Here is a 21,280-nt window from a genome sequence, read left to right as displayed (position 1 = left end):
AATTGGCCGCGCGCTTAGCGTATTTCCTGCGAAACCGAAAGTCCCCTCCTTGCTGCGCTGCGGCGAACGCCCCGCCGTCTTGCATCCGCAAAGTGTATTATCTAAATAGCACAGTTGAACGATACCGCGTTCGCATGGCATCAACCGGCGGACGACGTGGAGGAAGTATGGCGACGCAGACGACCGAAGAACCCGCGCTGGTGCTGACCCCGCCCGATCCGGTGCCGACCGTGCCGGCGGCGAAGGCGGCCGGGCTGGTGCCGGTCGACGACGTCAAGAAGACCGAATTGCAGCGTCGCGTTGACGATTTCGTCGAACAGCTGGTCGCGCAGGACGCGAACTCCCCCGAATTCGGCAAGCGCGTCGACGCGATCAGCAACCTCGGCGCGCGTGAGATCCGCGAGGCGGCGGGCCAGTCCAACCGCTTCCTCGACCGCCCGGTCCGCGCGATGGACCAGGAATCGGGCGTCGGCGCCGACCTCGCCCAGCTGCGCCGCACGATCGAGGACCTCGATCCCGGTCGGCAGGGCAATCTGCTGGAGCCGAAGAAACTGTTCGGCATGATCCCGTTCGGCAGCAAGGTCCGCGACTATTTCGACGGCTATAAATCCGCGCAGAGCCATATCGCCTCGATCCTCAAACGCCTGCAATCGGGCAAGGACGAGCTGTTGATGGACAATGCCGCCATCGACACCGAACGCGCGAACCTGTGGACGGCGATGGGGCGTCTGGAGCAGATGATCTATCTCTCGCGCGAGATGGACCAGAAGCTGGAGGACAAGGCCAACGAGCTCGACCATAGCGATCCCGCAAAGGCCAAGGCGATCCGCGAGACCGCGCTTTTCTACGTCCGTCAGCGGTCGCAGGATCTGCTGACGCAGATGGCGGTGACGGTGCAGGGCTATCTGGCGCTGGATCTGGTCAAGAAGAACAATGTCGAACTGGTCAAGGGCGTCGACCGCGCCAGCACCACCACCGTCGGCGCGCTGCGCACCGCGGTGACGGTCGCACAGGCGCTGACCAACCAGAAGCTGGTGCTCGAACAGATCACCGCGCTGAACACCACCACCGCCAACATCATCGATTCGACCGGCAAGCTGCTCCGTTCGCAGACCGCGACGATCCACGAACAGGCCGCCGCCTCGACCATTCCGGTCGAAGTGCTGCAACGTGCGTTCCAGAACGTCTATGACACGATGGACGCGATCGACACGTTCAAGCTGAAGGCGCTCGATTCGATGAAGACGACGATCAACACGCTCGGCAACGAGGTCGAGAAGTCGCGGGGCTATATCGCCCGCGCCGAGGGGGCGTCGCAGAACGCATCGGGTCAGGGCGAGACGTTCAAGCTGGAGGCGATGTAGGCCCATGTCGCGCAGCGACGAGGTATTGGAACGCGCCAGCCTGACGCTGGAGCGCGCGCGCGAGCGCCACGGACAGGTCGCGCCGCGCGCCCGTCGCCGCCGCGAGGCGGAGGTGCTGCGCCGCCTTGGCCGCATCGCGCTGGCCGACGGCGCGATCCTCATCGCCGCGCTGGTATTCGGCTGGTTCGTGCCGCTGGGCGTCGGTGGCGCGCTGCTGGTGGTGACGCTGCTCATCGCCGCGACACTGTTCTTCGCCGCCTTGCCGGTCACCCGCCCGGTCGCGGTCGAACAACTGGTCCAGGCCCCGATCAGGTCGCTGCCGTCGCAGACCGAACGCTGGCTCGCCACCCAGCGCCCCGCTTTGCCCGCCCCCGCCGTCAGCCTGGCGGACGCGATCGGGATCAAGCTCGATACGCTGTCGTCCCAACTCGCCACCCTCGGCGAGGATGAACCGATGGCCGCGTCGGAAGTTCGTAAGCTGCTCGGCGAACAACTCCCCGAACTCATTCGCGGCTACAATCGCGTCCCCGAACCGCTCCGCCGCGTCGAACGCAACGGCCGCACCCCCGACCAGCAACTCGTCGATGGCCTGCGCATCATCGACACCGAAATCGCGGCGATGACCCAGCAACTGGCGCAGGGGGACTTGGATAGCTTGGCGACAAGAGAGCGGTATCTGCAGATCAAGTATCAGGGCGAGGAATAGGGCTGGTCGATCGTCACGCGAGAACCTTCCAAATAATCAACGTCGCCCCCGACTTGATCCGGGGCCCCGCTTCTTCTCGACCGTAGTCAATTGCGGGACCGGATCGGGTCTGGGACAACAGGCAGTCCGTTCGGTGGCGCAATTCCCATCATTCCACTTTCCTACACCAGCCGACGCTCGCTACGCTGATGACCGCCCTTTCTTACCGTGACCCCCGCCCCGTGCCCCCGCGCAAAAAGCAACTCGCGCACCAACACCGCACGAGTGTGAACTTTGTGAACTTTGGCCGAAAACCCCTTTGTTTTCAGTAGCGCTCGACGTCCCAGTCATGCCGCTGCACCATGACCGACGGCACCGCCCGCCCTTGCGCATCGCGCGACGGGCGGAACCGGAAGGCGCGCTCGATCTGGCGGCAGGTCGCGATGTCGATCGCGCGGTTTCCGCTCGACCGGCGGATGCGGCAATCGGTCGCGCGGCCATTGGGCTCGACGACATAGTCGACCTCGACCGTCCCGACGAAGCCATCCTCGGCCAGTTCGGCCGGCAGGCGCGCGCCCTGCAACGAACCGCCGATCTGCTCGGGCGGCGTATCCCCGCCGCCCCCACCATCGCCGTCCCCCGCACCGCCGCCGCCGAGGCCATTGCCGACCCCGCCGGCCCCGGTTCCCGGCCCGACCCGATCGGTCGCCCCCGACGAAGCGTCATTGCCCGGCCCGGCGACCGGCGCAGTCACGACCGGCGGCGGCACCGGCAACGGCACGACCGGCGGCGTCGCGACGATCTCGGTCGCTTTCGACCGGATATTGGGCGGGGCGGCGCGGCCCTCGGGCCGCCCCTGCCGCACAACCTGCGGGACCGGCGGTGGAGGTGGCGGATCGGGCGGCGGCGGCAGGATGTCGAACGTCGCCAGCGCACTCTGCGTCACCCGCGGCACATCGACGCCCAGCCCGACGATTAGCGCCCAGCCGAGCAGCACGTGCAGCGCGATCGTCACGCCCATCGCGCCGATCCGCGTCCGTTCGGGGATTACCGCCTGCATCGCCATCGCCCTGCCACAACGCCGATGAATGGCGGCTGATCCGCGCTACCGCTTCCCCAGCGCCACGATCGCCCGCTCGCGCAGCCGCTCGACCGCTGCCGCATGGATGCCGGGTGCCGCCGCCATCACCCCGAAAAACTGCGGGCGCGGCTGGTTGAAGCGCAGCTTGCGGCCGATCGCGTCGGTGACGGTCGCCCCGGCCTCGCGCGCCAGCAGGATGCTCGCCGCCACGTCCCACTCATTGCCCCAGCGGATCGTGGCGAGGAAATCGGCCTCGCCCGCAGCGACCATCGCCATGCGCAGCGCGATCGAATTGGGCTTGGCGACCATCAACAGGTCACGGTCCGCCTTGGGCAGCGCGTCGACCGGCGTCCGGCTGCCGGCAAAGTCGATCCGCTCGCTGACCGCCAGCTTCTGCCCGTTCAGCCACGCCCCGCCGCCCGCGCGCGCGGTCCAGCGCTGCCCCCGCACCGGCGCGTCGAGCACGCCTAGCACCGGCTGGCAATCCTCGACCAGCGCCACCGACACCGCCCAGCCGTCGCGCCGGCGGATATAGTCGCGCGTCCCGTCGATCGGGTCGACGATCCACACCAGCCGCTTCGCCAGCCGCACCGCGTCGTCAGCGGTCTCCTCCGACAGCCACCCCGCTTCCGGTAACAGCGCGCTCAACCGGTCGCGCAGTAGTCGGTCGACGGTCAGGTCGACCTCGCACACCGGATTGCCCGGCGCCTTTTCCCATGTCGCGAAATCGCCATGCCAGCGCTCATGCGCCAGCGCCGCCGCCTCGGCGGTGATCGCACTTACCTGTTCGAGCAGCGCAGCGTCAGCCACCCGCCACCGTCATGCCATCGACCCTGAGCGTCGGCACGTTGACGCCCTGCCGATGCTCCAGATCGCCCGCCGCGGTCAGCGACGCCAGCATCGGGCGCAGATTGCCGGCGATGGTGATGCCCGACACCGGTCGCGTCACCTCGCCGCGTTCGATCAGGAAGCCCGACGCGCCCCGGCTGTAATCGCCGGTGACGCCGTTCACCCCCTGCCCGATCAGTTCGGTAATGAGCACGCCGTGTTCGATATCGGCGATCAGCGCGTCGCGGCTGCCGCTGCCGCCCGCCAAATGGACGTTGCCGGTCGTCACCCCCGGCGGACCGCTGAGGCCCCGCGAGGCATGGCCGGTCGGCTCCAGCCCCAGCTGCCGCGCCGATGCGCTGTCGAGCAGCCACGTCTCCAGCACGCCGTGATCGACCAGCGCCATCGGCGACACCGCCAGCCCCTCGCCATCGAACGGCCGCGCGCGAAGGCCATGCGGGCGGTGCGGGTCGTCGATGATCGACAGGTTGGTCGGCAGGATCGCATGGCCCATACAGTCGCGCAGGAAGCTGGTCCCACGCGCGATCGACGGGCCGGAGATCGCGCCGAGGATATGCCCGATCAGGCTGCCGCCGACGCGCGGGTCGAACACCACCGGCATCGCCCCGCCTTCGATCCGCACCGGGTTCAGCCGGGCAACGGCGCGCTCACCCGCTCGCCGGCCGACGCTCTCCGCGTCCTCCAGCATGGCATAGTGCCGCGCCGAATGATGCGCATGGTCACGCTGCATCCCCGCGCCGTCGCCTGCCAGCACGCTGGCGGAGATGCCGTGGCTGGTCACCGCATAGCCCTGCGCAAAGCCATGGCTGGTGGCGAAGGCGACGACCGCCCGATTATAACCGGCTGATCCGCCTTCCGAAATGCTGACGCCCGGCACTGCCCGCGCCGCATCCTCGACCGCCAGCGCAGCCTCGCGTAACGCCTGCGGCGGCACGTCGCCGCCATCGTCGAGGTCGAGCAGCGGCGGTGCTCCGTGCAGCAACCGCTCGGCCGGGGCCAGCCCCGCCCAGCGATCTTCGGGCGCGGCGCGCGCCATCGTCACGACCCGCTCGGCCAGCGCGTCCAGCCCGGCGTCGGACAGGTCCGAGGTCGACACGCTCGCCGACCGCTGCCCGACGAACACGCGAAGCCCCAGCTCGCTGCCCTCCGACCGGCCGACATCCTCAAGCTTCCCCAGCCGTACCGACACCGACAGCGCGGTATCGGCGACGAGGATCGCATCGGCGGCATCCGCGCCGTGCCGCTTGGCAAGGTCCATGGCGGCATGGGCACGATCGACGGCTTGGGACGGGGTCAGCATATCGGCCAAATGGGAAGCCGAAGCGGCGACGGCAACGCTCATGCCGCCTGCCCCACCACCAGCAGGCCGAGGAAGATCAGCAACCCGGCATCGCGGTTCGACCGGAACCGGCGCAGCGTGTTCGCCCCCTCTGCGGGCCGCAACGTCGCGACCTGCCAAACCAGATGCAACGCGCCGGGCAGCAGCGCGGCCAGCGCCAGCGGCGTCGGAAACACCCGCCACACCGCGCCTGCCCAGCAGACGATGGCAACGACGTACAGCAACGTCACTCCCGGCCGCACCTTGCCGCCCATCGCCCGCGCCGAAGAGCGGACGCCGACCATCGCATCGTCCTCGATATCCTGACACGCGTAGATGGTGTCGTAGCCGATGACCCATGCGATCGACCCGGCATAGAGCAGTGCCAGCACCGACCAGTCGTCACTGCCCATCTGCGCCCACGCGACCGGCGCCGCCCACGAGAACACCATGCCCAGCCACGCCTGCGGCCACCAGGTGATGCGCTTCATGAACGGATAGGCGGCGACCAGCGCAAGGCTCGCCAGCGCCACGATCGCTGCAGTGAAGTTCAGTTGCAGCAGCACGACCAGCCCGATCAGGCTGAGGAACACCAGCCACGCCCATGCCGCCTTCACCGACACCGCGCCGCTCGCCAGCGGCCGGTTGGCGGTCCGCGCCACCTGCCGGTCCAAATCGCGGTCGACGATATCGTTATAGACGCAGCCCGCGCCACGCATCGCGATGCTGCCGAGCAGGAACCACAGCAGCATGTCCCATCGCTCGATCGCGCGCCCGGACAGCGCCATCGCCCAGGCCCCCGGCCAATAGAGCAGCCACCAGCCGATCGGCCGATCGAACCGCGCCAGCAACGCGAACGGCCGCGCGGCGCGCGGCAGCATCGCGACGAACCCGCGATGTTCGGTATCGGCAACCTGTTCGGACGTAGCGGCTGGGATCGGGGTCGGCATGGTCCCCCCTGCTGCCACGGCTGCGCGCGAAGCGACAGGGGGAATGCGCCGCGACGAACCGCCCGCCAGGTACGACGATCGGAAAAAGCTGACCTAAGTTACGGAAATAAAGCCGATTTCCTTCGCGACCTTCCCCATCGCCGACCCGTTGCAGCCCCATCGGCATCCAGCGGAGTATCCCCGATGTATTATCACGACAAACGGCTTCAGTACCCCGTCACCGTCGAACGACCCGATCCGGCGTTCGCGCGGATGCTGCAACAGGCGATCGGCGGTGTCGAAGGCGAGATCCGCGTCTGCATGCAGTATTTCTTCCAGGCTTGGGGCAATCGCGCGCCGACCACCAAATATCGCGACATGCTGCTCCACACCGCGACCGAGGAGATCGGCCATATCGAGATGCTGGCGACCGCCGTCGCGCTCAACCTCGAAACCGCGCCCGCCTCGTTGCAGGAAGAAGGCGCAAGCGACGGCATCGTCGGCGCGGTGATGGGCGGCCATAGCGCAAAGGCGTCGATCGAGGGGCTGATCCACAAGAATCTGCTGTCGGGTGGGCTTGCGGCGATGCCGATCGATTCGGACGGCGTACCGTTCAACATGAGCCACATCTATGCCAGCGGCAACGTGGCCGCCGACATGTATTGCAACGTCGCGGCGGAGAGCACCGGACGGGTGCTGGCGGTGCGGCTGTTCAACGCGGCGCGCGACGACGGCATGAAGAAGATGCTGCACTACATGATCGCCCGGGATACGATGCACCAGCAGCAATGGCTGGCGGTGGTCGAGGAACTGGGCGGTGCCGCCGCCAACCTGCCGATCCCCAATAGCTTCCCGCAGGACATGGAGGATCAGGCCAACAACTATAATTTCTACGCCACCTCGGTCGACGGCACCTTCCCCGAAGGCCGCTGGACCGATGGTCCCAGCGTCGACGGGCGTGGCGAATTCACCGTGTTCCAGAACAAGCCGCTCGGCGAGGAACCCGTGCTCGGCCCGGCACGCCCCGACAGCGGTGCTCAGGATAAGCAGATCGGTTGATCCGGCAATGCCCGCCGTCCCGTCCCACGGGGCGGCGGGCCGCCATCGCTCAGCGTGCCGCCTTGGCCTGCTTGGCGTAATGATGGTGCATGGCGACGCAGCCTGCCGCAGCACCGAGCAGCCCATGGCCCTTGCCCACGAAATGACCGGCGGCTGCGCCGGCGGCGGCACCGCGGATACAGCCCTTGGCCAGCGCCGGCTGTGCTGCCAGCATCGCCAGCGGCAGGACGATCAGCGAAACGTTACGCATGTTCAACCCTCCACGGACCCCATGTCCGATGGCGGATACAGTGCACGAATGGACGGAATTGTTGCGTTAAACCTTCGTCACCTGATGGTCACGAAGCGGTCGCGCACCTGCCCGATCGCGGCTACAGACTGCCCATGGACCTCGACCAGCTGCTTCGCCATTATTTTGGGTCGACCGATCCCGAGACCGCCGATCCGGCGACGATCGACGCGGCGCGCGAACGCATGGGCATCGACTTCGGCGTCGAGCGCGATCCGTCGCGCCGCTTCGCGCTATGGGCGCTGATGGACGCGCTGGGCTTCGCCCCGCCCCCGGCCGAAGCGTTCGAGAAGGAACCGGCGCTACGCGCGGCGGCGGAACGCTATCTCGACGCCGCCTACCGGATCGAACGCGACGCGGAGACGCGGTGATGCCGTGGGTGATGCTTACCGTCGCCGGGCTGCTGGAGATCGTCTGGGCCTATTACATGAAGCTGTCCGACGGCTTTTCGAAACCGCTGCCGACCATCGCCACCTTCGTCGCGATGTTCGCCAGTTTCGGGCTGCTTGCCCTTGCGATGAAGCAGCTGCCGCTCGGCACCAGCTACATGGTGTGGACCGGCATCGGTGCATTGGGCGCGTTCGTCGTCGGCATCGTCCTGCTTGGCGAAGCGGTGACGCCATTGCGCCTGACCGCGGCGGCGATGCTGCTCGGCGGGCTGGTGCTGATGAAGCTGGCGTCCTAACCCCCGCCCATGCCCGCTACCCCCGCCTGGCCGCCCGATTCGTCGCCCCGCCTGTTCGTCGATCAGCCGCTGAGCCAGGGCACGCAGGTCCGGCTCGACGGCGCGCAGGCGCATTATCTGTTGTCCGTCATGCGCGTGAAGGACGGCGACACTGTCCGCCTCTTCGACGACCGGACCGGGGAATGGCGGGCCGCCGCGACGCATGTCCGCAAGCGCGACCTGATCCTTGAGGTGACCGAACGCTTACGCGACCGCGAGATCGCCCCCGACCTGTGGCTGTGCATCGCCCCGACCAAGAAGGGCCGCATCGACTGGGTCATCGAAAAGGCGTGCGAACTGGGCGTCGATCGCATCCTGCCGGTGCTGACCCGCCGCACCGTCGTCGATCGCCTGAACCTCGACCGCCTGCGCGCGCATGCCGTCGAGGCCGCCGAGCAATGTGGCCGCACCGCGCTGCCCGCACTCGCCGAACCAGTCAAATTGGCGGCGTTACTGCGCGACTGGCCAGAGACCCGCACCCTGTTCTTCGCCGACGAAACTGGCGGGTTGCCTGCGGTCGCGGCGATGCACGCGCACCCTGGCCCCGCCGCGATCCTGATCGGTCCTGAAGGCGGCTTCGACCCAGAGGAGCGCGACGCGGTCCGCGCGCTGCCCCAGGCCGTCGGCATCGCGCTCGGCCCCCGCATCCTGCGCGCGGAGACGGCGGCGGCGGCGGCGACCGCCTTGTGGATGGCGGCGGCCGGCGACTGGTAGCCGCGCTATACCCATATCAACGACAGCCCCCTAGCGTCGCCTCTTCACCCCGTTTATGGGCGCGACGATGAGCACGAAGACCGTTTCGGACAGCCACGCAGCGGTCATCGAGGACCGTTCGCAACTGATCGCCTATTTCGCGGGGGGCGAGAAGCCGGCCGAGCGCTGGCGGATCGGCACCGAACACGAGAAATTCGTGTACCGCACGAGCGACCACGCCGCCCCCTCCTATGACGAACCGGGCGGCATCCGCGACCTGCTCGCCGGCCTCGAACGCTTCGGCTGGCGCCCGGTCGAGGAGGGCGGCAAGGTCATCGCGCTGACCGGCAAGGACGGATCGGTCAGCCTCGAACCCGCCGGGCAGTTCGAACTGTCGGGCGCACCGCTCGAAAACCTGCACCAGACCTGTGCCGAAACCGGCCGCCATCTGGATCAAGTCAAGGCGGTCGGCGACGAACTCGGTCTCGGCTTCCTCGGTCTCGGCATGTGGCCCGACAAGCGGCGCGACGAACTGCCGATCATGCCCAAGGGCCGCTATGGCATCATGCTCAACCATATGCCGCGCGTCGGCACCATGGGCCTCGACATGATGCTGCGTACCTGCACCATCCAGGTCAACCTCGACTATGCCAGCGAGGCCGACATGGTGCAGAAATTCCGCGTCGGCCTCGCGCTGCAGCCGCTCGCCACCGCGCTGTTCGCCAATTCGCCTTTTACGGAAGGGCTGCCCAACGGCCAGCTTTCCTATCGCTCGCACATCTGGTCCGACACCGATCCGGCACGCACCGGTATGCTGCCCTTCGTGTTCGAGGACGGCTTCGGCTATGAACGCTATGCCGATTATGCCCTCGAGGTACCGATGTACTTCGTCTATCGCGACGGCCGCTATATCGACGCCGCCGGCCTATCGTTCCGCGACTTCCTGAAGGGCGAGTTGTCGGTGCTGCCCGGCGAAAAGCCGACGATGGAGGACTGGGCCGACCATCTCTCGACCGCCTTCCCCGAAGTGCGGCTGAAGACCTTTCTCGAAATGCGCGGTGCCGATGGCGGGCCATGGGGCCGCATCTGCGCGCTGCCGGCCTTCTGGGTCGGGCTCCTTTACGACAGCCAAGCACTCGACGCGGCATGGGATATGGTCAAGGGCTGGTCGATCGACGACCGCCAGCGCCTGCGCGATTCCGTCCCAGCGCTCGGCCTCGACGCGCCGCTGCCCGGCGGCGGTCGCCTGCGCGACGTCGCGGGCGAGGTGCTCGACATCGCCGGCAAGGGCCTGTCCGCCCGCCGCCGCCTCGGCCCGTCGGGCGAAGACGAAAGCGGCTTCCTCGAACCGCTGCGCGAAGTCGTCCGCTCGGGCAAGGTCCCGGCGCAGGTCATGCTCGACAAATTCGCCGATGGCTGGGGCGGCGACCTGACCAGGGTCTACGAAGAATACAGCTTCTGATTCCTCCCCGGTACGGGGAGGGGGACCATGCGCAGCATGGTGGAGGGGGCTGTCCGCAAACGCTACCGCCCCGTGTTTGGCGAACCCCCTCCACCGTCCTGCGGACGGTCCCCCTCCCCGTGCCGGGGAGGACTGAGGAATTTGGTCACCAACCCGTGCCGCACCATCCAGCGGCTATACGCCCGGTACACCGGGTCCGCGCCCAGATGCCGTTCCTCGGTCTTGGCGCGCCAGTAATAGACCCCGCTGACCGCCGCCATGATCGCGGTATTGCGCGCCGCCTCGGTCCAGTTGTCCGCCGTCGTCAGCACGGGAATCGTCGAAATCCACCAGAACAGGTTCTTGGACAGATAGGCCGGATGCCGGCTGAACGCATACGGCCCATGGGTCAGGATCCCGCGATGCGTCAGGTTCGAGAACCGCAGCCCGAACGCCATCGTCGCCCATGCATAGATGGCGGTCAGCCCCACCAACACCGCGCCGGTGATCCACAACAGCACTGGCGACCCCGCGAACCAGTGCGTCCAGTCCGCCGTCCCGGGATGATAGTCGAGCGGACCGCCATCGGCCATCAGGATGAACGGCGGATAGCAGATCAGCGCCGCCGCCCACCCCGCCGCATAGGGCGTGGCGGTGCGGATATGGCTGTCGAGCGGCCGCATCGCGAGGATATAGCCCGCCGTCGCGAACGCCACATCGATCACGAACATGAAGGTGATGAGCCAGTTGGCCAGCGGTACCGGGCCGGTCAGGATGTCTGCGCGCTGGGTACGGATGAACTCGCCGAACCCCGGCGGCACGATCGCCAGCATGAAGGCGAGGAAAAACGCCTTCACCGCCCAACCGCGCAGATGATTGTAGATCGCTTGCCCGTCGATGGGTTCCGGCAAATGCAGCGCCCATGCCCCCAGCGCCCAGCACCCGTCCTTCGGATCGACCAGCCGCCGGTCGATCCACAGCATGTACGGGATCGACAGCAGGAACAGCGGCACCGCCGCCCATTCGAACGCCCACATCGAAAAGGCGAACCCGCCCTCCCAGTAAAACCGCCCGGTCGCATAGACGCCTGCGATCGCCCCCCAGGTCAGCCATAGCCCGGCGAGCTTGGTCAGGCTGATCTCCACCGTCTCGCGCCACGGCCGGACCTTGTTCCAGTCGATGCCCGTCGACGGATTGCGATGCACCTTGTCGATCAGCAGCGACCACAGCACCATCGGCAGCGCGCAGGCGGCGACGTTGACCAGCGCCGCATAGGGCCCGTCCATCCCGTAATGCCACGCGACCGCGATCCACGCGCACAGCCCGGCGAGCCCGGCCAACCCGACACCGGTCGACACCGCCGATTCAGGTCGCGATTCGGGTTCGGCTTGCGTAGCCAACGACTTGGCGTGATACATGGTGCCATCCGCTATCACCGACATGGTAAGCATCCGGTGAAGCATATCCGCGTCCGAAGGAAGTCCCTGCCCTTGCGTACCAATTCGTTGCGTATCCCGCTGACCGCGCTGCTGCTGACCACCGCCCTGCCCGCCACCGCGCAGATCAACCCGCCGGGCAACACCCTGCCGCAACCGACCCCGATCGTCGACACCGTGCCGGTGGCGCGCGACATCGACTATCCCGGCACGATCAAGCTCGACGTCGATGCGACCGATACCGTGCAGGGCATCTTCCGCGTGAAGGAAACGATCCCGGTCGCGCGCAGCGGCCACATGGTGCTGATGATGCCGAAATGGCTGCCCGGCAAGCACGGTCCGCGCGGCGAGATCGAGAAGCTGGCCGGCCTCGTCGTTCGCGCCAATGGCCGCGAGCTGCCCTGGACCCGCGACGTGCTCGACATGTATTCCTTCCATATCGACGTACCCGCCGGCGCCAAAAATCTCGACGTGCAGTTCCAGTTCCTGTCGGCGCAGCAGGGAGATCAGGGGCGCATCGTCGTCACCCCCGAGATGCTGAACCTGCAATTCGAAGCGGTCAGCCTGTACCCGGCGGGCTACTACACCCGCCGCATCCCGATCGAGGCGTCGGTGCGCTATCCCGCCGGCTGGACCGCCGCATCGGGCCTGCCGTCGAAGTTGCAGGGCGGTGTCTATAAGTACGATCGCACCAGCTACGAAACGCTGATCGACTCGCCGGTATTCGCCGGCAAATATTTCAAACGCTTCCCGCTGACCGACCGGGTCGGGCTGAACGTCGTCGCCGACAAGCCGTCGGAACTCGCCGCCACGCCGGACCAGATCGCCGCACATACCCGGCTGGTCGAACAGGCGGTGAAGCTGTTCGGCGCACAGCATTACGACAAGTACGAATTCCTCCTGTCGATCACCGACAAGATGGGATCGATCGGTCTCGAACATCATCGTTCGTCGGAAAACGGTGTCGATCCGGGCTATTTCACCGACTGGGCATCGGGGCCGGGCGAACGCAACCTGCTGCCGCACGAATTCACCCATAGCTGGGACGGCAAATATCGTCGCGGGGCCGACCTGTTCACGCCCGATTTCCGTACCCCCATGCGCAACTCGCTGCTGTGGGTCTATGAAGGGCAGACGCAGTTCTGGGGCTATGTGCTGCAGGCGCGTTCAGGCCTGGTATCGAGGCAGGACACGCTCGACGCCTATGCCGACATCGCCGCCGCATTGGACGCGCGTGAGGGGCGGCAGTGGCGCCCGTTGATCGACACCACCAACGATCCGGTCATCACCGCCCGCCGTCCCAAGGGCTGGGTCAGCTGGCAGCGGTCGGAGGATTATTACAACGAAGGGCTGCTGGTGTGGATGGAGGTCGATTCGATGCTCCGCAAACAGTCGGGCGGCACCCGGTCGATGGACGATTTCGCCCGCGCCTTTTTCGGAATACGCGACGGCGACTGGGGCGTGCTGCCCTATACGCTGGCCGATGTCGCCAAGACGCTGAATGGCATCCAGCCCTATGACTGGGCCGGCTTCCTCGACAAGCGGCTGAACGCCCGCACCGATCGCGCGCCGATCGACGGCTTCGCCGCCAATGGCTACCGCCTGATCTACACCGACACCCCGACCCCCTATCTGAAGGGGCGCGAAAAGAGCGCGGGCGGCGTGTCGCTCCCCTATTCGCTGGGTCTCGGCGCGAACAAGGATGGCAAGGTGACCAGCGTGATCTGGGGCAGTCCGGCGTTCAAGGCCGGGTTCGAGATCGGTACGATGATCGTCGCGGTGAACGGCAGTGCCTACACCCCCGATCGCCTGCGCGATGCGGTCGGCGCAGCAAAGGGCGCGAAGGAACCGATCCGCCTGACCGTCAACATGCACGATGCGGTGCGCGAGGTCGCGATCCCCTATTATGACGGGCATCGCTATCCGCGCCTCGAAAAGGTCGGCCAGGACGATGGCGGTCTCGACCGGCTGCTCACAGCGAAATGATCTTGGCGCCCGGGCGGTCCCGTTGCGGGACCACCCGATTGCGCCGCGCGGCGATTCCAAACAAAACGTGCTTCAACGACTGATAATTCCGGGTAAAGGGCGCGTCACACGCGCGTCCGTGCGGGAAAAGGGAGACTATCAATGCGCATCGACATGGTGCCGGTCGGCGACAATCCGCCGAGCAGCCTGAACGTCATCATCGAAGTTCCGACCGGTGGTGAACCGGTGAAGTATGAATTCGACAAGGCTTCGGGCGCGCTGTTCGTCGACCGCATCCTGCACACGCCGATGCGCTATCCGGCGAACTACGGCTTCGTGCCGCACACCCTGTCGCCCGATGGCGATCCGCTCGACGCGCTGGTCGTGTCGCGTTCGCCGTTCATCCCCGGCTGCGTGGTCCGTGCCCGCCCGATCGCAGTGTTGAACCTCGAGGACGAAGCCGGCGGCGACGAAAAGCTGGTATGCGTGCCGGTCGATTCGACCTTCCCCTACTACAGCAACGTCGGCGAGAAGACCGATCTGCCCGAAATCGTGTTCGAACAGATCGAACATTTCTTCACCCATTATAAGGACCTCGAAAAGAAGAAGTGGGTCCGCATCGGTACCTGGGGCGGTGCCGAGGAAGCCAAGCGCATCACGCTGGAAGCGATCGAACGCTACAACGAAGCCAAGGCGCAGGGCGAAGAGCCGCACGACTACGACGTACCGGGTCGTTGAGACCGGCGGGCGGGGATTTTCCCCGCCCGTTTCGTTCTGGGGGCGCGAAACCCGGGAACTTCGCCATTCCGCTTTGAACCATACGTCATCCCAGCGCAGGCTGGGATCTCCCGGTGACCGCACGCAGCAGAAGCCGCACGAGGCCCCAGCCTTCGCTGGGGCGACGCTTCCAGTCTTCGGATCAGACTAGTCCCACCGCTGCAGCCGGAGCGTTGTGGGGCGACGTCGACCCTATGCCGGGTCCGTCCCCTTGGTCCGCCGCCGCTTGACCGGCGCACGCCGCCCGGCCTCGACCGCAAGCGCCGCCCATTGTCCGAGCAGGTCGGCATCGTCGAACACGCCGTCGGGCGCGCGGCGATAGTTCATCGTCGCCACGCTGCCGTCCTTGCGCGCATAGCTGAACCGCGCAGCGCCTTCGGCATCCCACACCGGATCGGCCACCGCATCCGATTTAAACCACAGCATATCGTCGAGCACGATCGCGAAGACCGTGCCGTCGAGATACAGCGTCGCGCCGCCCATCATCCGCCGCCACGTCACGCGGCCGGTCGGCGCCAGCGCCTCCTCGATCCACAGCAGCAATCCCTCGTCCGCGCTCATGCCCCCGCCTCGCTCTGTACCGCCGGCACCCGCCGCCTGACCGCGACCACGCAGCCCGCGACGATCAGCAGCGCGCCGATCACCGTATAGGGCGACACCGTCTCGCCGAATGCGATCCAGCCCGCCAGCGCCGCCCAAACGAACGCGCTATATTCGACTGGCGCCAGCACCTGCGCCTCGGCACGCGCATAGGCCCAGGCGAGCGCCATTACCGACGCGATGTTGAGCAGGATCGCCCCGAATAGCGGCAACAACTGCGCCCCCGCCGGCACCGCCCCCAGCCATGGCGCAGCGGGTAGCAGCATCCCGCCGATCACCAGATTGGCGAAGAACGCGACCTCGACCGGATCGGCGACCTGCGCCTGCCGCCGCAGCAGGATCAGGCTGCCGGCATAGAGCACCGACGCAGCGACGCAGGCGAGGCTGCCGAGCACGGCCTGCGTAGACGCATCGGCCTGCACCTCCCCCGCCGCGATCACCAGCACGCCTGCCGACGCGATCACCGACCCGATGATCGCCGCACGGCGGATCGTCTCCCCCAGAAACAGCGCCGCCAGATACAGCGCAATCAACGGCGCAAGGAAGGTCAGCGCCACCCCCTGCGCCATCGGCACCCGCGCGAGGCCCCAGAAGAACAGCACGACCGAGGACCCCGCCGCCAGCCCTCGCGCGATATGCAGCTTGAGCGTCGACCACGCCGGCCAGCGCCGCCCGACCGCGACGAACAGGACGCCGCACAATGCCGCGCCGCCGACCGACCGCCACAGCACCGCATTGTACGCCCCGCTGTCGATCGACAGCTGCTTCATCAGCGCATCCATCACCGTATAGACCGCGATCCCCGACGCCGCGACGAGGAAGGCGCGCAAGGGGGCGGACATGGACGGACCTTTCGCTGGACGGACGGTCCAGCTGCTGTCGCGTAGGCGGCCATACGATGCAACCCAATCCTCCCCGCCCGCGGGGAGGGGACCATGCGCAGCATGGTGGAGGGGGTCGCCACCTACGCGACGACAGCGTTCGCGGACATCCCCCTCCACCAGCTGCGCTGGTCCCCCTCCCCTTGCCGGGGAGGAACTTGCTCACGCGCCCCGGCGCGCGATACACCCGCCCCATGCCCCTGAACCTCGGCCAGCGCCTCGCGCCCGCACGTTTCGTCGCCTTCGCCGCGGTCGCGGTCGCTGCCGGATGCTGGGCACTGCCGGCGTTCGGCTGGCGGATCGGGGTGCCGCTGGCGTTCGATATCGGTGCGGTCGTGTTCCTGCTGTCGTGCGTGCCGCTGCTCGGCGCGTCGGCCGAGCGGATGCGGCAGGCGGCGCTGCGCAACGACGCCAACCGCCCGCTGCTGCTGATCCTGTCCGCCGGGATCGCGCTGGTACTGCTGACCGCGATCGCGATCGAACTGGCGCAGCGCGGCACCCCCGAACCGCGGGTCGTGGTGCTGGTCGTCGCGACGCTGCTGCTCGCCTGGGCCTTCGCCAACACCATCTACGCGATGCATTATGCGCATCTGTTCTACACCGCCGATCACGCGGGCAAGGACAGCGGCGGCATCGACGTGCCGGGCACCGACGAACCCGATTACTGGGACTTCGTCTATTTCGCGTTCACGCTCGGCATGACGTTCCAGACGTCGGACGTGTCGATCACTTCGCGCACCATGCGCCGCACGGTGACCGGCCACTGCCTGATCGCGTTCGTGTTCAATCTGGGCGTGGTCGCGTTCAGCGTGAACGTGCTGGGCGGGTCGTAACCCTCACATGGATCGTATCCCCGCGTCGGCGGGGATACGGATTTACCGGGCCTATTCCGCCGCCTGCGGCATGCCTGCGTTCGCCGCCTCGATCTCCGCCGCCTTGGCCTCGACCAGCTTGACGATATGCTCGATCATGTCGGCGTCCTGGACATGATGATCGGTGACCCCCGACAGATACACCATGTGCCGGCCATTGCCGCCGCCGGTGATGCCGATATCGGTCTCGCGCGCTTCGCCGGGGCCGTTGACGACGCAGCCCAGCACCGACAGCGACATCGGCGTGCGGATATGCTGCAACCGCTCCTCCAGCGCCTGCACGGTGCGGATCACGTCGAAGCCCTGCCGCGCGCACGACGGGCACGACACGACGCGCACGCCGCGATTGCGGATGCCAAGCGCCTTCAGGATCTCGAACCCGACCCGGACTTCCTCTTCGGGCTCGGCCGACAGCGACACGCGGATCGTGTCGCCGATCCCGAACCACAACAGCGACCCGATACCGATCGACGACTTGACCGTACCGCCGACGAAGCCGCCCGCCTCGGTGATGCCCAGATGCAGCGGGCAGTCAACCATTTCGGCCAGTTGCTGGTACGCCGCGACCGCCAGGAACAGGTCGGACGCCTTCACCGCGACCTTGAACTCGTGGAAGTCGTGGTCTTGCAACAGCTTGATATGGTCCATCGCACTTTCGACCAACGCATCGGGGCATGGCTCGCCATATTTCTCGAGCAGATGCTTTTCGAGGGAGCCGCCATTCACGCCGATGCGGATCGCGCAGCCATTGGCCTTGGCCGCGCGGACGACCTCAGCGACGCGCTCGTTCGATCCGATATTGCCCGGATTGATCCGCAGGCAGGCGGCGCCCGCATCGGCCGCCTCCAGCGCGCGCTTGTAGTGGAAATGGATGTCGGCGACGATCGGCACGCGCGCGGCGCGGGTGATCTGGCGCAGCGCGGCAGTGCTCGCCACGTCGGGGCACGATACGCGGATGATGTCGGCGCCCGCCTCTTCACAGCGGCGGATCTGGTCGATCGTCGCCACTGCGTCGGACGTTTCGGTGTTGGTCATCGTCTGCACCGTAACCGGCGCGTCGCCGCCGACGGGGACGTTGCCGACCATGATCTGGCGGCTCTGCCGGCGGTGGATATCGCGCCAAGGGCGGATCGACATGGTAAATTCTCGCTAACGCTTCGGTTATCTCTGGTCAGTATAGGGCGACATTGCGTCAGGCGAAAGTCGCATGGCCGCGAAGCGGGGAACGACAGGGAAGCGCATGACACCGGCGGGCCGCCATTACGGGCTGGACTGGCTGCGCATCGCCGCGTTCACCCTGCTGATCCCCTATCATGTCGCGCTGGCGTTCAGCCCGTGGCACTGGATCGTGTCGTCGGGCCATGTCTATCCGGCACTCGTCGCGCCGATGGCGGCGCTGACGCCGTGGCGGCTGGGGCTGTTGTTCGCGGTGTCGGGCTATGCCGGGGCGATGCTGTTCGCGCGCGCGGGCGATGCGACGGCCTTTGCCGGCGAACGGTCGCGGCGACTGTTGATCCCGCTCGCCTTCGCCATGGTCGCGGTGGTCCCACTGGAAATGTGGGTACGGGTGCGCGAGGCCGGCTATGCGCGCGACTATCTCCATTTCCGGCTGTTCGACGCCTGGACCAGCGGCACGCATTGGGGCGTCAAATTCCCCAGCTGGGAGCATCTCTGGTTCCTTGTCTATCTATGGGCATACACCATGATCGTCGCCGGCCTGACCGCGTCACGCCGCGCGTTGGCATGGCTCGACCGGGCGGCGACGTGTCTGGCGGTCGGCCACCGGCTACTCTGGGCACCGATGGCGGCGACCGTAGCGGCACGGCTGGCGCTGCTGTTCGTGATCCCCGAACGACAGGGACTGTTCCGCGACTGGGCGGGCCATTCGCAGTTCCTGACCCTGTTCGTCCTCGGCTTCCTGATCGCGCGCCATCCGCCGCTGTGGCGTGCGCTGCACCGTTGCTGGCGGCCCGCCGCGCTGCTGGCGCTGCTGGGCGGCGGCGCCGCGATCGCGGTGGAGGTCGCCTATCCCGGCACCGCCGTGCCGCCGCACGCGCTGATGGCCGTCAGCCGTGCCGGCCGGTCGGTCATGGCATGGGGCATGGTCGTCACCCTGTTCCACCTCGCCGACGCCCATGCCAATCGCGACCATCGCTGGCGCCGCAGCCTCGGGCAGGCGGTGTTCCCCGCCTATATCGTCCATCATCCCGCGATCGTGCTGGCGACATGGTGCACCCTGCCGCTGGCGCTGGCCCCGGGGGTACAGGCGGCGGTGATCCTGACCGCGACCATCGCCGCCTGCGGGGCGACCGTCGCGCTCGCCCGGCTGGTGCCGATATTCGGAATCCTCGTCGGCGTCGCCGCACCCATCAAGCGACAGGGTGGCACCGCCCCCGCGATCTGCTAGCAGCGCGGACGCCCAACCGCAGCAGGACCAGATCATGTCGAGTGCCCCCGCCCCCCGCTGGACCCTGTTGGTGCATGGCGGCGCCGGCATCCTGGCCCGCGATACCGTCAGCGCGCAGACCGACGCAGCCGCCCGTGCCGGGCTCGACGCTGCCCTTGCCGCCGGCGAAGCGGTCCTGTCGTCGGGCGGCAGCGCGCTCGACGCGGTCGAGGCGGCGGTACAGGTGCTGGAGGACGATCCGACCTTCAATTCCGGGCGCGGCGCGGTCTTCACCTTCGACGGTGCGATCGAGCTCGACGCCGCGATCATGGACGGCGCGACCCGCACGGCCGGTGCCGTCGCCGGCGTCACCCGCACCCGCCATCCGGTCAGCCTGGCGCGCGCGGTCATGGACCACAGCCCGCACGTGCTGCTGGCGGGCAAGGGCGCCGACATCTTTGCTGTCGAACAGGGCGTCGAGCAGGTCGATCCCGACTGGTTCGTCACCCCCGAACGCCGCGCGCAGCTCGAAGCAATGAAGGCCAATCCCGACGGCTGGTTCGACGTCGACATGAAGTACGGCACGGTCGGCGCGGTCGCGGTCGATGCCGCCGGCCATGTCGCCGCCGCCACTTCAACCGGCGGGGTGACCGGCAAGCGCTGGGGCCGCATCGGCGATTCGCCGCTGATCGGCGCCGGCACCCATGCCGACGATCGCGCCTGCGCCGTCTCGGCGACCGGCGCCGGCGAGTTCTTCATCCGCATCGGCGTCGCGCACGAGATTTCGGCGCGCATCCGCTTCGCCGGCGAAGACCTGCAGACCGCCGCCGACCATGTCCTCGCCGAAACACGGGCGCTGGGCGGCACCGGCGGCGTCATCGTCGCCGGTCCCGATGGCGACGTCGCCTGGAGCTTCACCACCCCCGGCATGTATCGCGGTCGCGCCGGCAGCGACGGCACCCGCCGCGTCGCCATCTATGGCGAGGAAGGATAGGTTTTCATGCCGGACGACACGCTTTAAACGCCCGCCCATGATTCGCCGCCTGTTGCTCGCACTCGCCTGCCTGTTCGCCACCTCGCCGGCCTATGCCTATTGGGAGTTCGGGCATCAGAGCGTCGCCACCATCGCGCGGCTGAACGTCCGCCCCGAAACCCGCGCCGCGATCGACCGCATCCTGCGGCATCAGGCGTTGCTCGAAACCCCGACTTGCCCGGCGCGCACGATCGAGGAAGCGAGCGTATGGGCCGATTGCGTCAAGCCGCTCGGCGAACGTTTCAGCTATGCCTATTCCTGGCATTACCAGAATGTCGACGTCTGCAGGCCGTTCGACCTGAAGGCCGCGTGCAAGGACGGCAACTGCGTCTCGGCACAGATCGAACGCGACGTAAAGTTGCTGAAGGACCCGAAGGTCCCGATGCGCGAAAAGGTGCTGGCACTCACCTTCCTCGTCCATTTCGTCGGTGACCTGCACATGCCGCTCCATGCCGGCGATCGCGGTGACCTGGGCGGCAACCGGGTGAGGGGCGATTACGGCATCTACCATCCCGATCGCTTCAACCTGCATTCGATCTGGGACGGGCCGCTCGCCGAACGCGCGATCAGCACCCCGCCCTCGATCCTGCGCGCCTACACCGCTGCCGAACGCGCCCCGATCCAGGCCGGCAGCGTCGAGGATTGGAGCCGCGACAGTTGGCAGATCAGCCGCGACTATGCCTATGCGCCTGCTTTGGGCGGCGCCGGCTGCGGCCCGAAACCCGATGGCCGGATCAAGCTCGACGACGCGACCGTCGCCCGGCTGGTGCCAATCGCGCAGGGACAGGTGAAGAAGGGCGGCCTGCGCCTCGCCCGCCTGCTCGACGAAGCGCTCGGCTAGGCGCCCGCACCTACCCCATTGCGCGCCGCCCCCGCGCGTGTCAGCTTGGCGCTTAGC

Annotated in this window: 22 protein-coding genes; 13 read left to right on the top strand and 9 right to left on the bottom strand. The window is 67.5% G+C overall.

Annotated features, from left to right (window positions below; all coding sequences use genetic code 11):
* Positions 1-167 precede the first annotated feature (167 nt).
* Together ACTHQV_RS02170 and ACTHQV_RS02165 are read left to right on the top strand one after the other, a co-directional pair.
* On the top strand, positions 168-1,364 hold the full coding sequence (locus ACTHQV_RS02170) for a toxic anion resistance protein (protein WP_440488139.1): 1,197 nt from the start codon (positions 168-170) through the stop codon (positions 1,362-1,364).
* Between the two features lie 4 nt (positions 1,365-1,368).
* Positions 1,369-2,070 carry a hypothetical protein gene (locus ACTHQV_RS02165; protein ID WP_440488138.1) on the top strand — a complete coding sequence of 234 codons (702 nt, stop codon included), beginning with the start codon at positions 1,369-1,371 and terminating at the stop codon, positions 2,068-2,070.
* 304 nt (positions 2,071-2,374) lie between these two features.
* Here ACTHQV_RS02165 and ACTHQV_RS02160 read toward each other — a convergent pair whose 3' ends face one another.
* The 4 genes from ACTHQV_RS02160 to ubiA are packed head-to-tail and all read right to left on the bottom strand — an operon-like array spanning position 2,375 to position 6,247.
* Positions 2,375-3,109 (bottom strand): energy transducer TonB, encoded by a 735-nt coding sequence (locus ACTHQV_RS02160; RefSeq protein ID WP_440488137.1) that lies wholly within the window; start codon positions 3,107-3,109, stop codon positions 2,375-2,377.
* Positions 3,110-3,154: 45 nt separating this feature from the next.
* Entirely contained in the window at positions 3,155-3,940 is a 786-nt protein-coding gene (locus tag ACTHQV_RS02155) for a 3'(2'),5'-bisphosphate nucleotidase CysQ (RefSeq protein WP_440488136.1), read from the bottom strand.
* Complete coding sequence (locus ACTHQV_RS02150) at positions 3,933-5,279, bottom strand: TldD/PmbA family protein (protein ID WP_440488135.1); 1,347 nt, start codon at positions 5,277-5,279, stop codon at positions 3,933-3,935. The genes ACTHQV_RS02155 and ACTHQV_RS02150 overlap by 8 nt, the downstream gene beginning before the upstream one ends.
* 38 nt (positions 5,280-5,317) lie before the next feature.
* Complete coding sequence (gene ubiA / locus ACTHQV_RS02145) at positions 5,318-6,247, bottom strand: 4-hydroxybenzoate octaprenyltransferase (RefSeq protein WP_440488134.1); 930 nt, start codon at positions 6,245-6,247, stop codon at positions 5,318-5,320.
* A 183-nt stretch (positions 6,248-6,430) separates the two neighbouring features.
* On the opposite strand from ubiA, the gene ACTHQV_RS02140 reads away from it, so the two are divergent.
* Positions 6,431-7,285 carry a manganese catalase family protein gene (locus tag ACTHQV_RS02140; RefSeq protein WP_440488133.1) on the top strand — a complete coding sequence of 285 codons (855 nt, stop codon included), beginning with the start codon at positions 6,431-6,433 and terminating at the stop codon, positions 7,283-7,285.
* Positions 7,286-7,334: 49 nt separating this feature from the next.
* Here the strand turns inward: ACTHQV_RS02140 and ACTHQV_RS02135 are convergent, their stop codons facing one another.
* Positions 7,335-7,535 carry a hypothetical protein gene (locus ACTHQV_RS02135; RefSeq protein WP_440488132.1) on the bottom strand — a complete coding sequence of 67 codons (201 nt, stop codon included), beginning with the start codon at positions 7,533-7,535 and terminating at the stop codon, positions 7,335-7,337.
* A gap of 134 nt (positions 7,536-7,669) precedes the next feature.
* Here ACTHQV_RS02135 and ACTHQV_RS02130 point away from each other — a divergent pair, with 134 nt between their 5' ends.
* The 4 genes from ACTHQV_RS02130 (at position 7,670) to ACTHQV_RS02115 (ending at position 10,453) form a co-directional block, all read left to right on the top strand.
* Positions 7,670-7,945 carry a hypothetical protein gene (locus tag ACTHQV_RS02130; RefSeq protein WP_440488131.1) on the top strand — a complete coding sequence of 92 codons (276 nt, stop codon included), beginning with the start codon at positions 7,670-7,672 and terminating at the stop codon, positions 7,943-7,945.
* The gene (locus ACTHQV_RS02125; RefSeq protein ID WP_440488130.1) at positions 7,945-8,259 is read left to right on the top strand and encodes a DMT family transporter; all 315 of its coding nucleotides are present in this window, start codon (positions 7,945-7,947) and stop codon (positions 8,257-8,259) included. Before ACTHQV_RS02130 ends, ACTHQV_RS02125 begins: the two co-directional genes overlap by 1 nt.
* Positions 8,260-8,268: 9 nt before the next feature.
* Positions 8,269-9,012, top strand: coding sequence for a 16S rRNA (uracil(1498)-N(3))-methyltransferase (locus ACTHQV_RS02120; RefSeq protein ID WP_440488129.1), 744 nt, complete (start codon positions 8,269-8,271; stop codon positions 9,010-9,012).
* Positions 9,013-9,079: 67 nt separating this feature from the next.
* Positions 9,080-10,453, top strand: coding sequence for a glutamate--cysteine ligase (locus tag ACTHQV_RS02115; protein WP_440488128.1), 1,374 nt, complete (start codon positions 9,080-9,082; stop codon positions 10,451-10,453).
* Between the two features lie 62 nt (positions 10,454-10,515).
* Here ACTHQV_RS02115 and ACTHQV_RS02110 read toward each other — a convergent pair whose 3' ends face one another.
* The gene (locus tag ACTHQV_RS02110) at positions 10,516-11,874 is read right to left on the bottom strand and encodes a methyltransferase family protein (RefSeq protein ID WP_440488127.1); all 1,359 of its coding nucleotides are present in this window, start codon (positions 11,872-11,874) and stop codon (positions 10,516-10,518) included.
* 48 nt (positions 11,875-11,922) lie between these two features.
* Between ACTHQV_RS02110 and ACTHQV_RS02105 the strand changes: the two genes are divergently transcribed.
* Complete coding sequence (locus tag ACTHQV_RS02105) at positions 11,923-13,854, top strand: M61 family metallopeptidase (protein ID WP_440488126.1); 1,932 nt, start codon at positions 11,923-11,925, stop codon at positions 13,852-13,854.
* A gap of 141 nt (positions 13,855-13,995) precedes the next feature.
* Positions 13,996-14,571 (top strand): inorganic diphosphatase, encoded by a 576-nt coding sequence (ppa, locus tag ACTHQV_RS02100; RefSeq protein WP_440488125.1) that lies wholly within the window; start codon positions 13,996-13,998, stop codon positions 14,569-14,571.
* A 231-nt stretch (positions 14,572-14,802) separates the two neighbouring features.
* Here the strand turns inward: ppa and ACTHQV_RS02095 are convergent, their stop codons facing one another.
* Both ACTHQV_RS02095 and ACTHQV_RS02090 read right to left on the bottom strand, forming a co-directional pair.
* A complete protein-coding gene (locus ACTHQV_RS02095; RefSeq protein ID WP_440488124.1) occupies positions 14,803-15,171 on the bottom strand; it encodes a TfoX/Sxy family protein in 369 nt (122 codons plus the stop codon).
* The gene (locus ACTHQV_RS02090; protein WP_440488123.1) at positions 15,168-16,052 is read right to left on the bottom strand and encodes a DMT family transporter; all 885 of its coding nucleotides are present in this window, start codon (positions 16,050-16,052) and stop codon (positions 15,168-15,170) included. The genes ACTHQV_RS02095 and ACTHQV_RS02090 overlap by 4 nt, the downstream gene beginning before the upstream one ends.
* A 233-nt stretch (positions 16,053-16,285) precedes the next feature.
* Between ACTHQV_RS02090 and ACTHQV_RS02085 the strand changes: the two genes are divergently transcribed.
* Positions 16,286-16,924 (top strand): DUF1345 domain-containing protein, encoded by a 639-nt coding sequence (locus ACTHQV_RS02085; RefSeq protein ID WP_440488122.1) that lies wholly within the window; start codon positions 16,286-16,288, stop codon positions 16,922-16,924.
* 51 nt (positions 16,925-16,975) lie between these two features.
* Here ACTHQV_RS02085 and ispG read toward each other — a convergent pair whose 3' ends face one another.
* A complete protein-coding gene (gene ispG, locus ACTHQV_RS02080) occupies positions 16,976-18,100 on the bottom strand; it encodes a flavodoxin-dependent (E)-4-hydroxy-3-methylbut-2-enyl-diphosphate synthase (protein ID WP_440488121.1) in 1,125 nt (374 codons plus the stop codon).
* A gap of 103 nt (positions 18,101-18,203) precedes the next feature.
* Between ispG and ACTHQV_RS02075 the strand changes: the two genes are divergently transcribed.
* Genes ACTHQV_RS02075 through ACTHQV_RS02065 form a run of 3 tightly spaced genes read left to right on the top strand, consistent with a single transcriptional unit; the run spans position 18,204 to position 21,223 of the window.
* Complete coding sequence (locus tag ACTHQV_RS02075) at positions 18,204-19,370, top strand: acyltransferase family protein (protein ID WP_440488120.1); 1,167 nt, start codon at positions 18,204-18,206, stop codon at positions 19,368-19,370.
* 34 nt (positions 19,371-19,404) lie between these two features.
* Positions 19,405-20,343 (top strand): isoaspartyl peptidase/L-asparaginase family protein, encoded by a 939-nt coding sequence (locus tag ACTHQV_RS02070; protein ID WP_440488119.1) that lies wholly within the window; start codon positions 19,405-19,407, stop codon positions 20,341-20,343.
* 37 nt (positions 20,344-20,380) lie between these two features.
* Positions 20,381-21,223, top strand: coding sequence for a S1/P1 nuclease (locus ACTHQV_RS02065; RefSeq protein WP_440488118.1), 843 nt, complete (start codon positions 20,381-20,383; stop codon positions 21,221-21,223).
* Positions 21,224-21,280 lie beyond the last annotated feature (57 nt).

Origin of the sequence: Sphingomonas sp. SAFR-052, from assembly GCF_051965015.1 — a bacterium.
In the GTDB taxonomy this organism is placed as follows: domain Bacteria; phylum Pseudomonadota; class Alphaproteobacteria; order Sphingomonadales; family Sphingomonadaceae; genus Sphingomonas.
The sequence above is the reverse complement of the archived record's forward strand: the minus strand, read 5'-3'. Positions and strand labels throughout refer to the sequence as shown.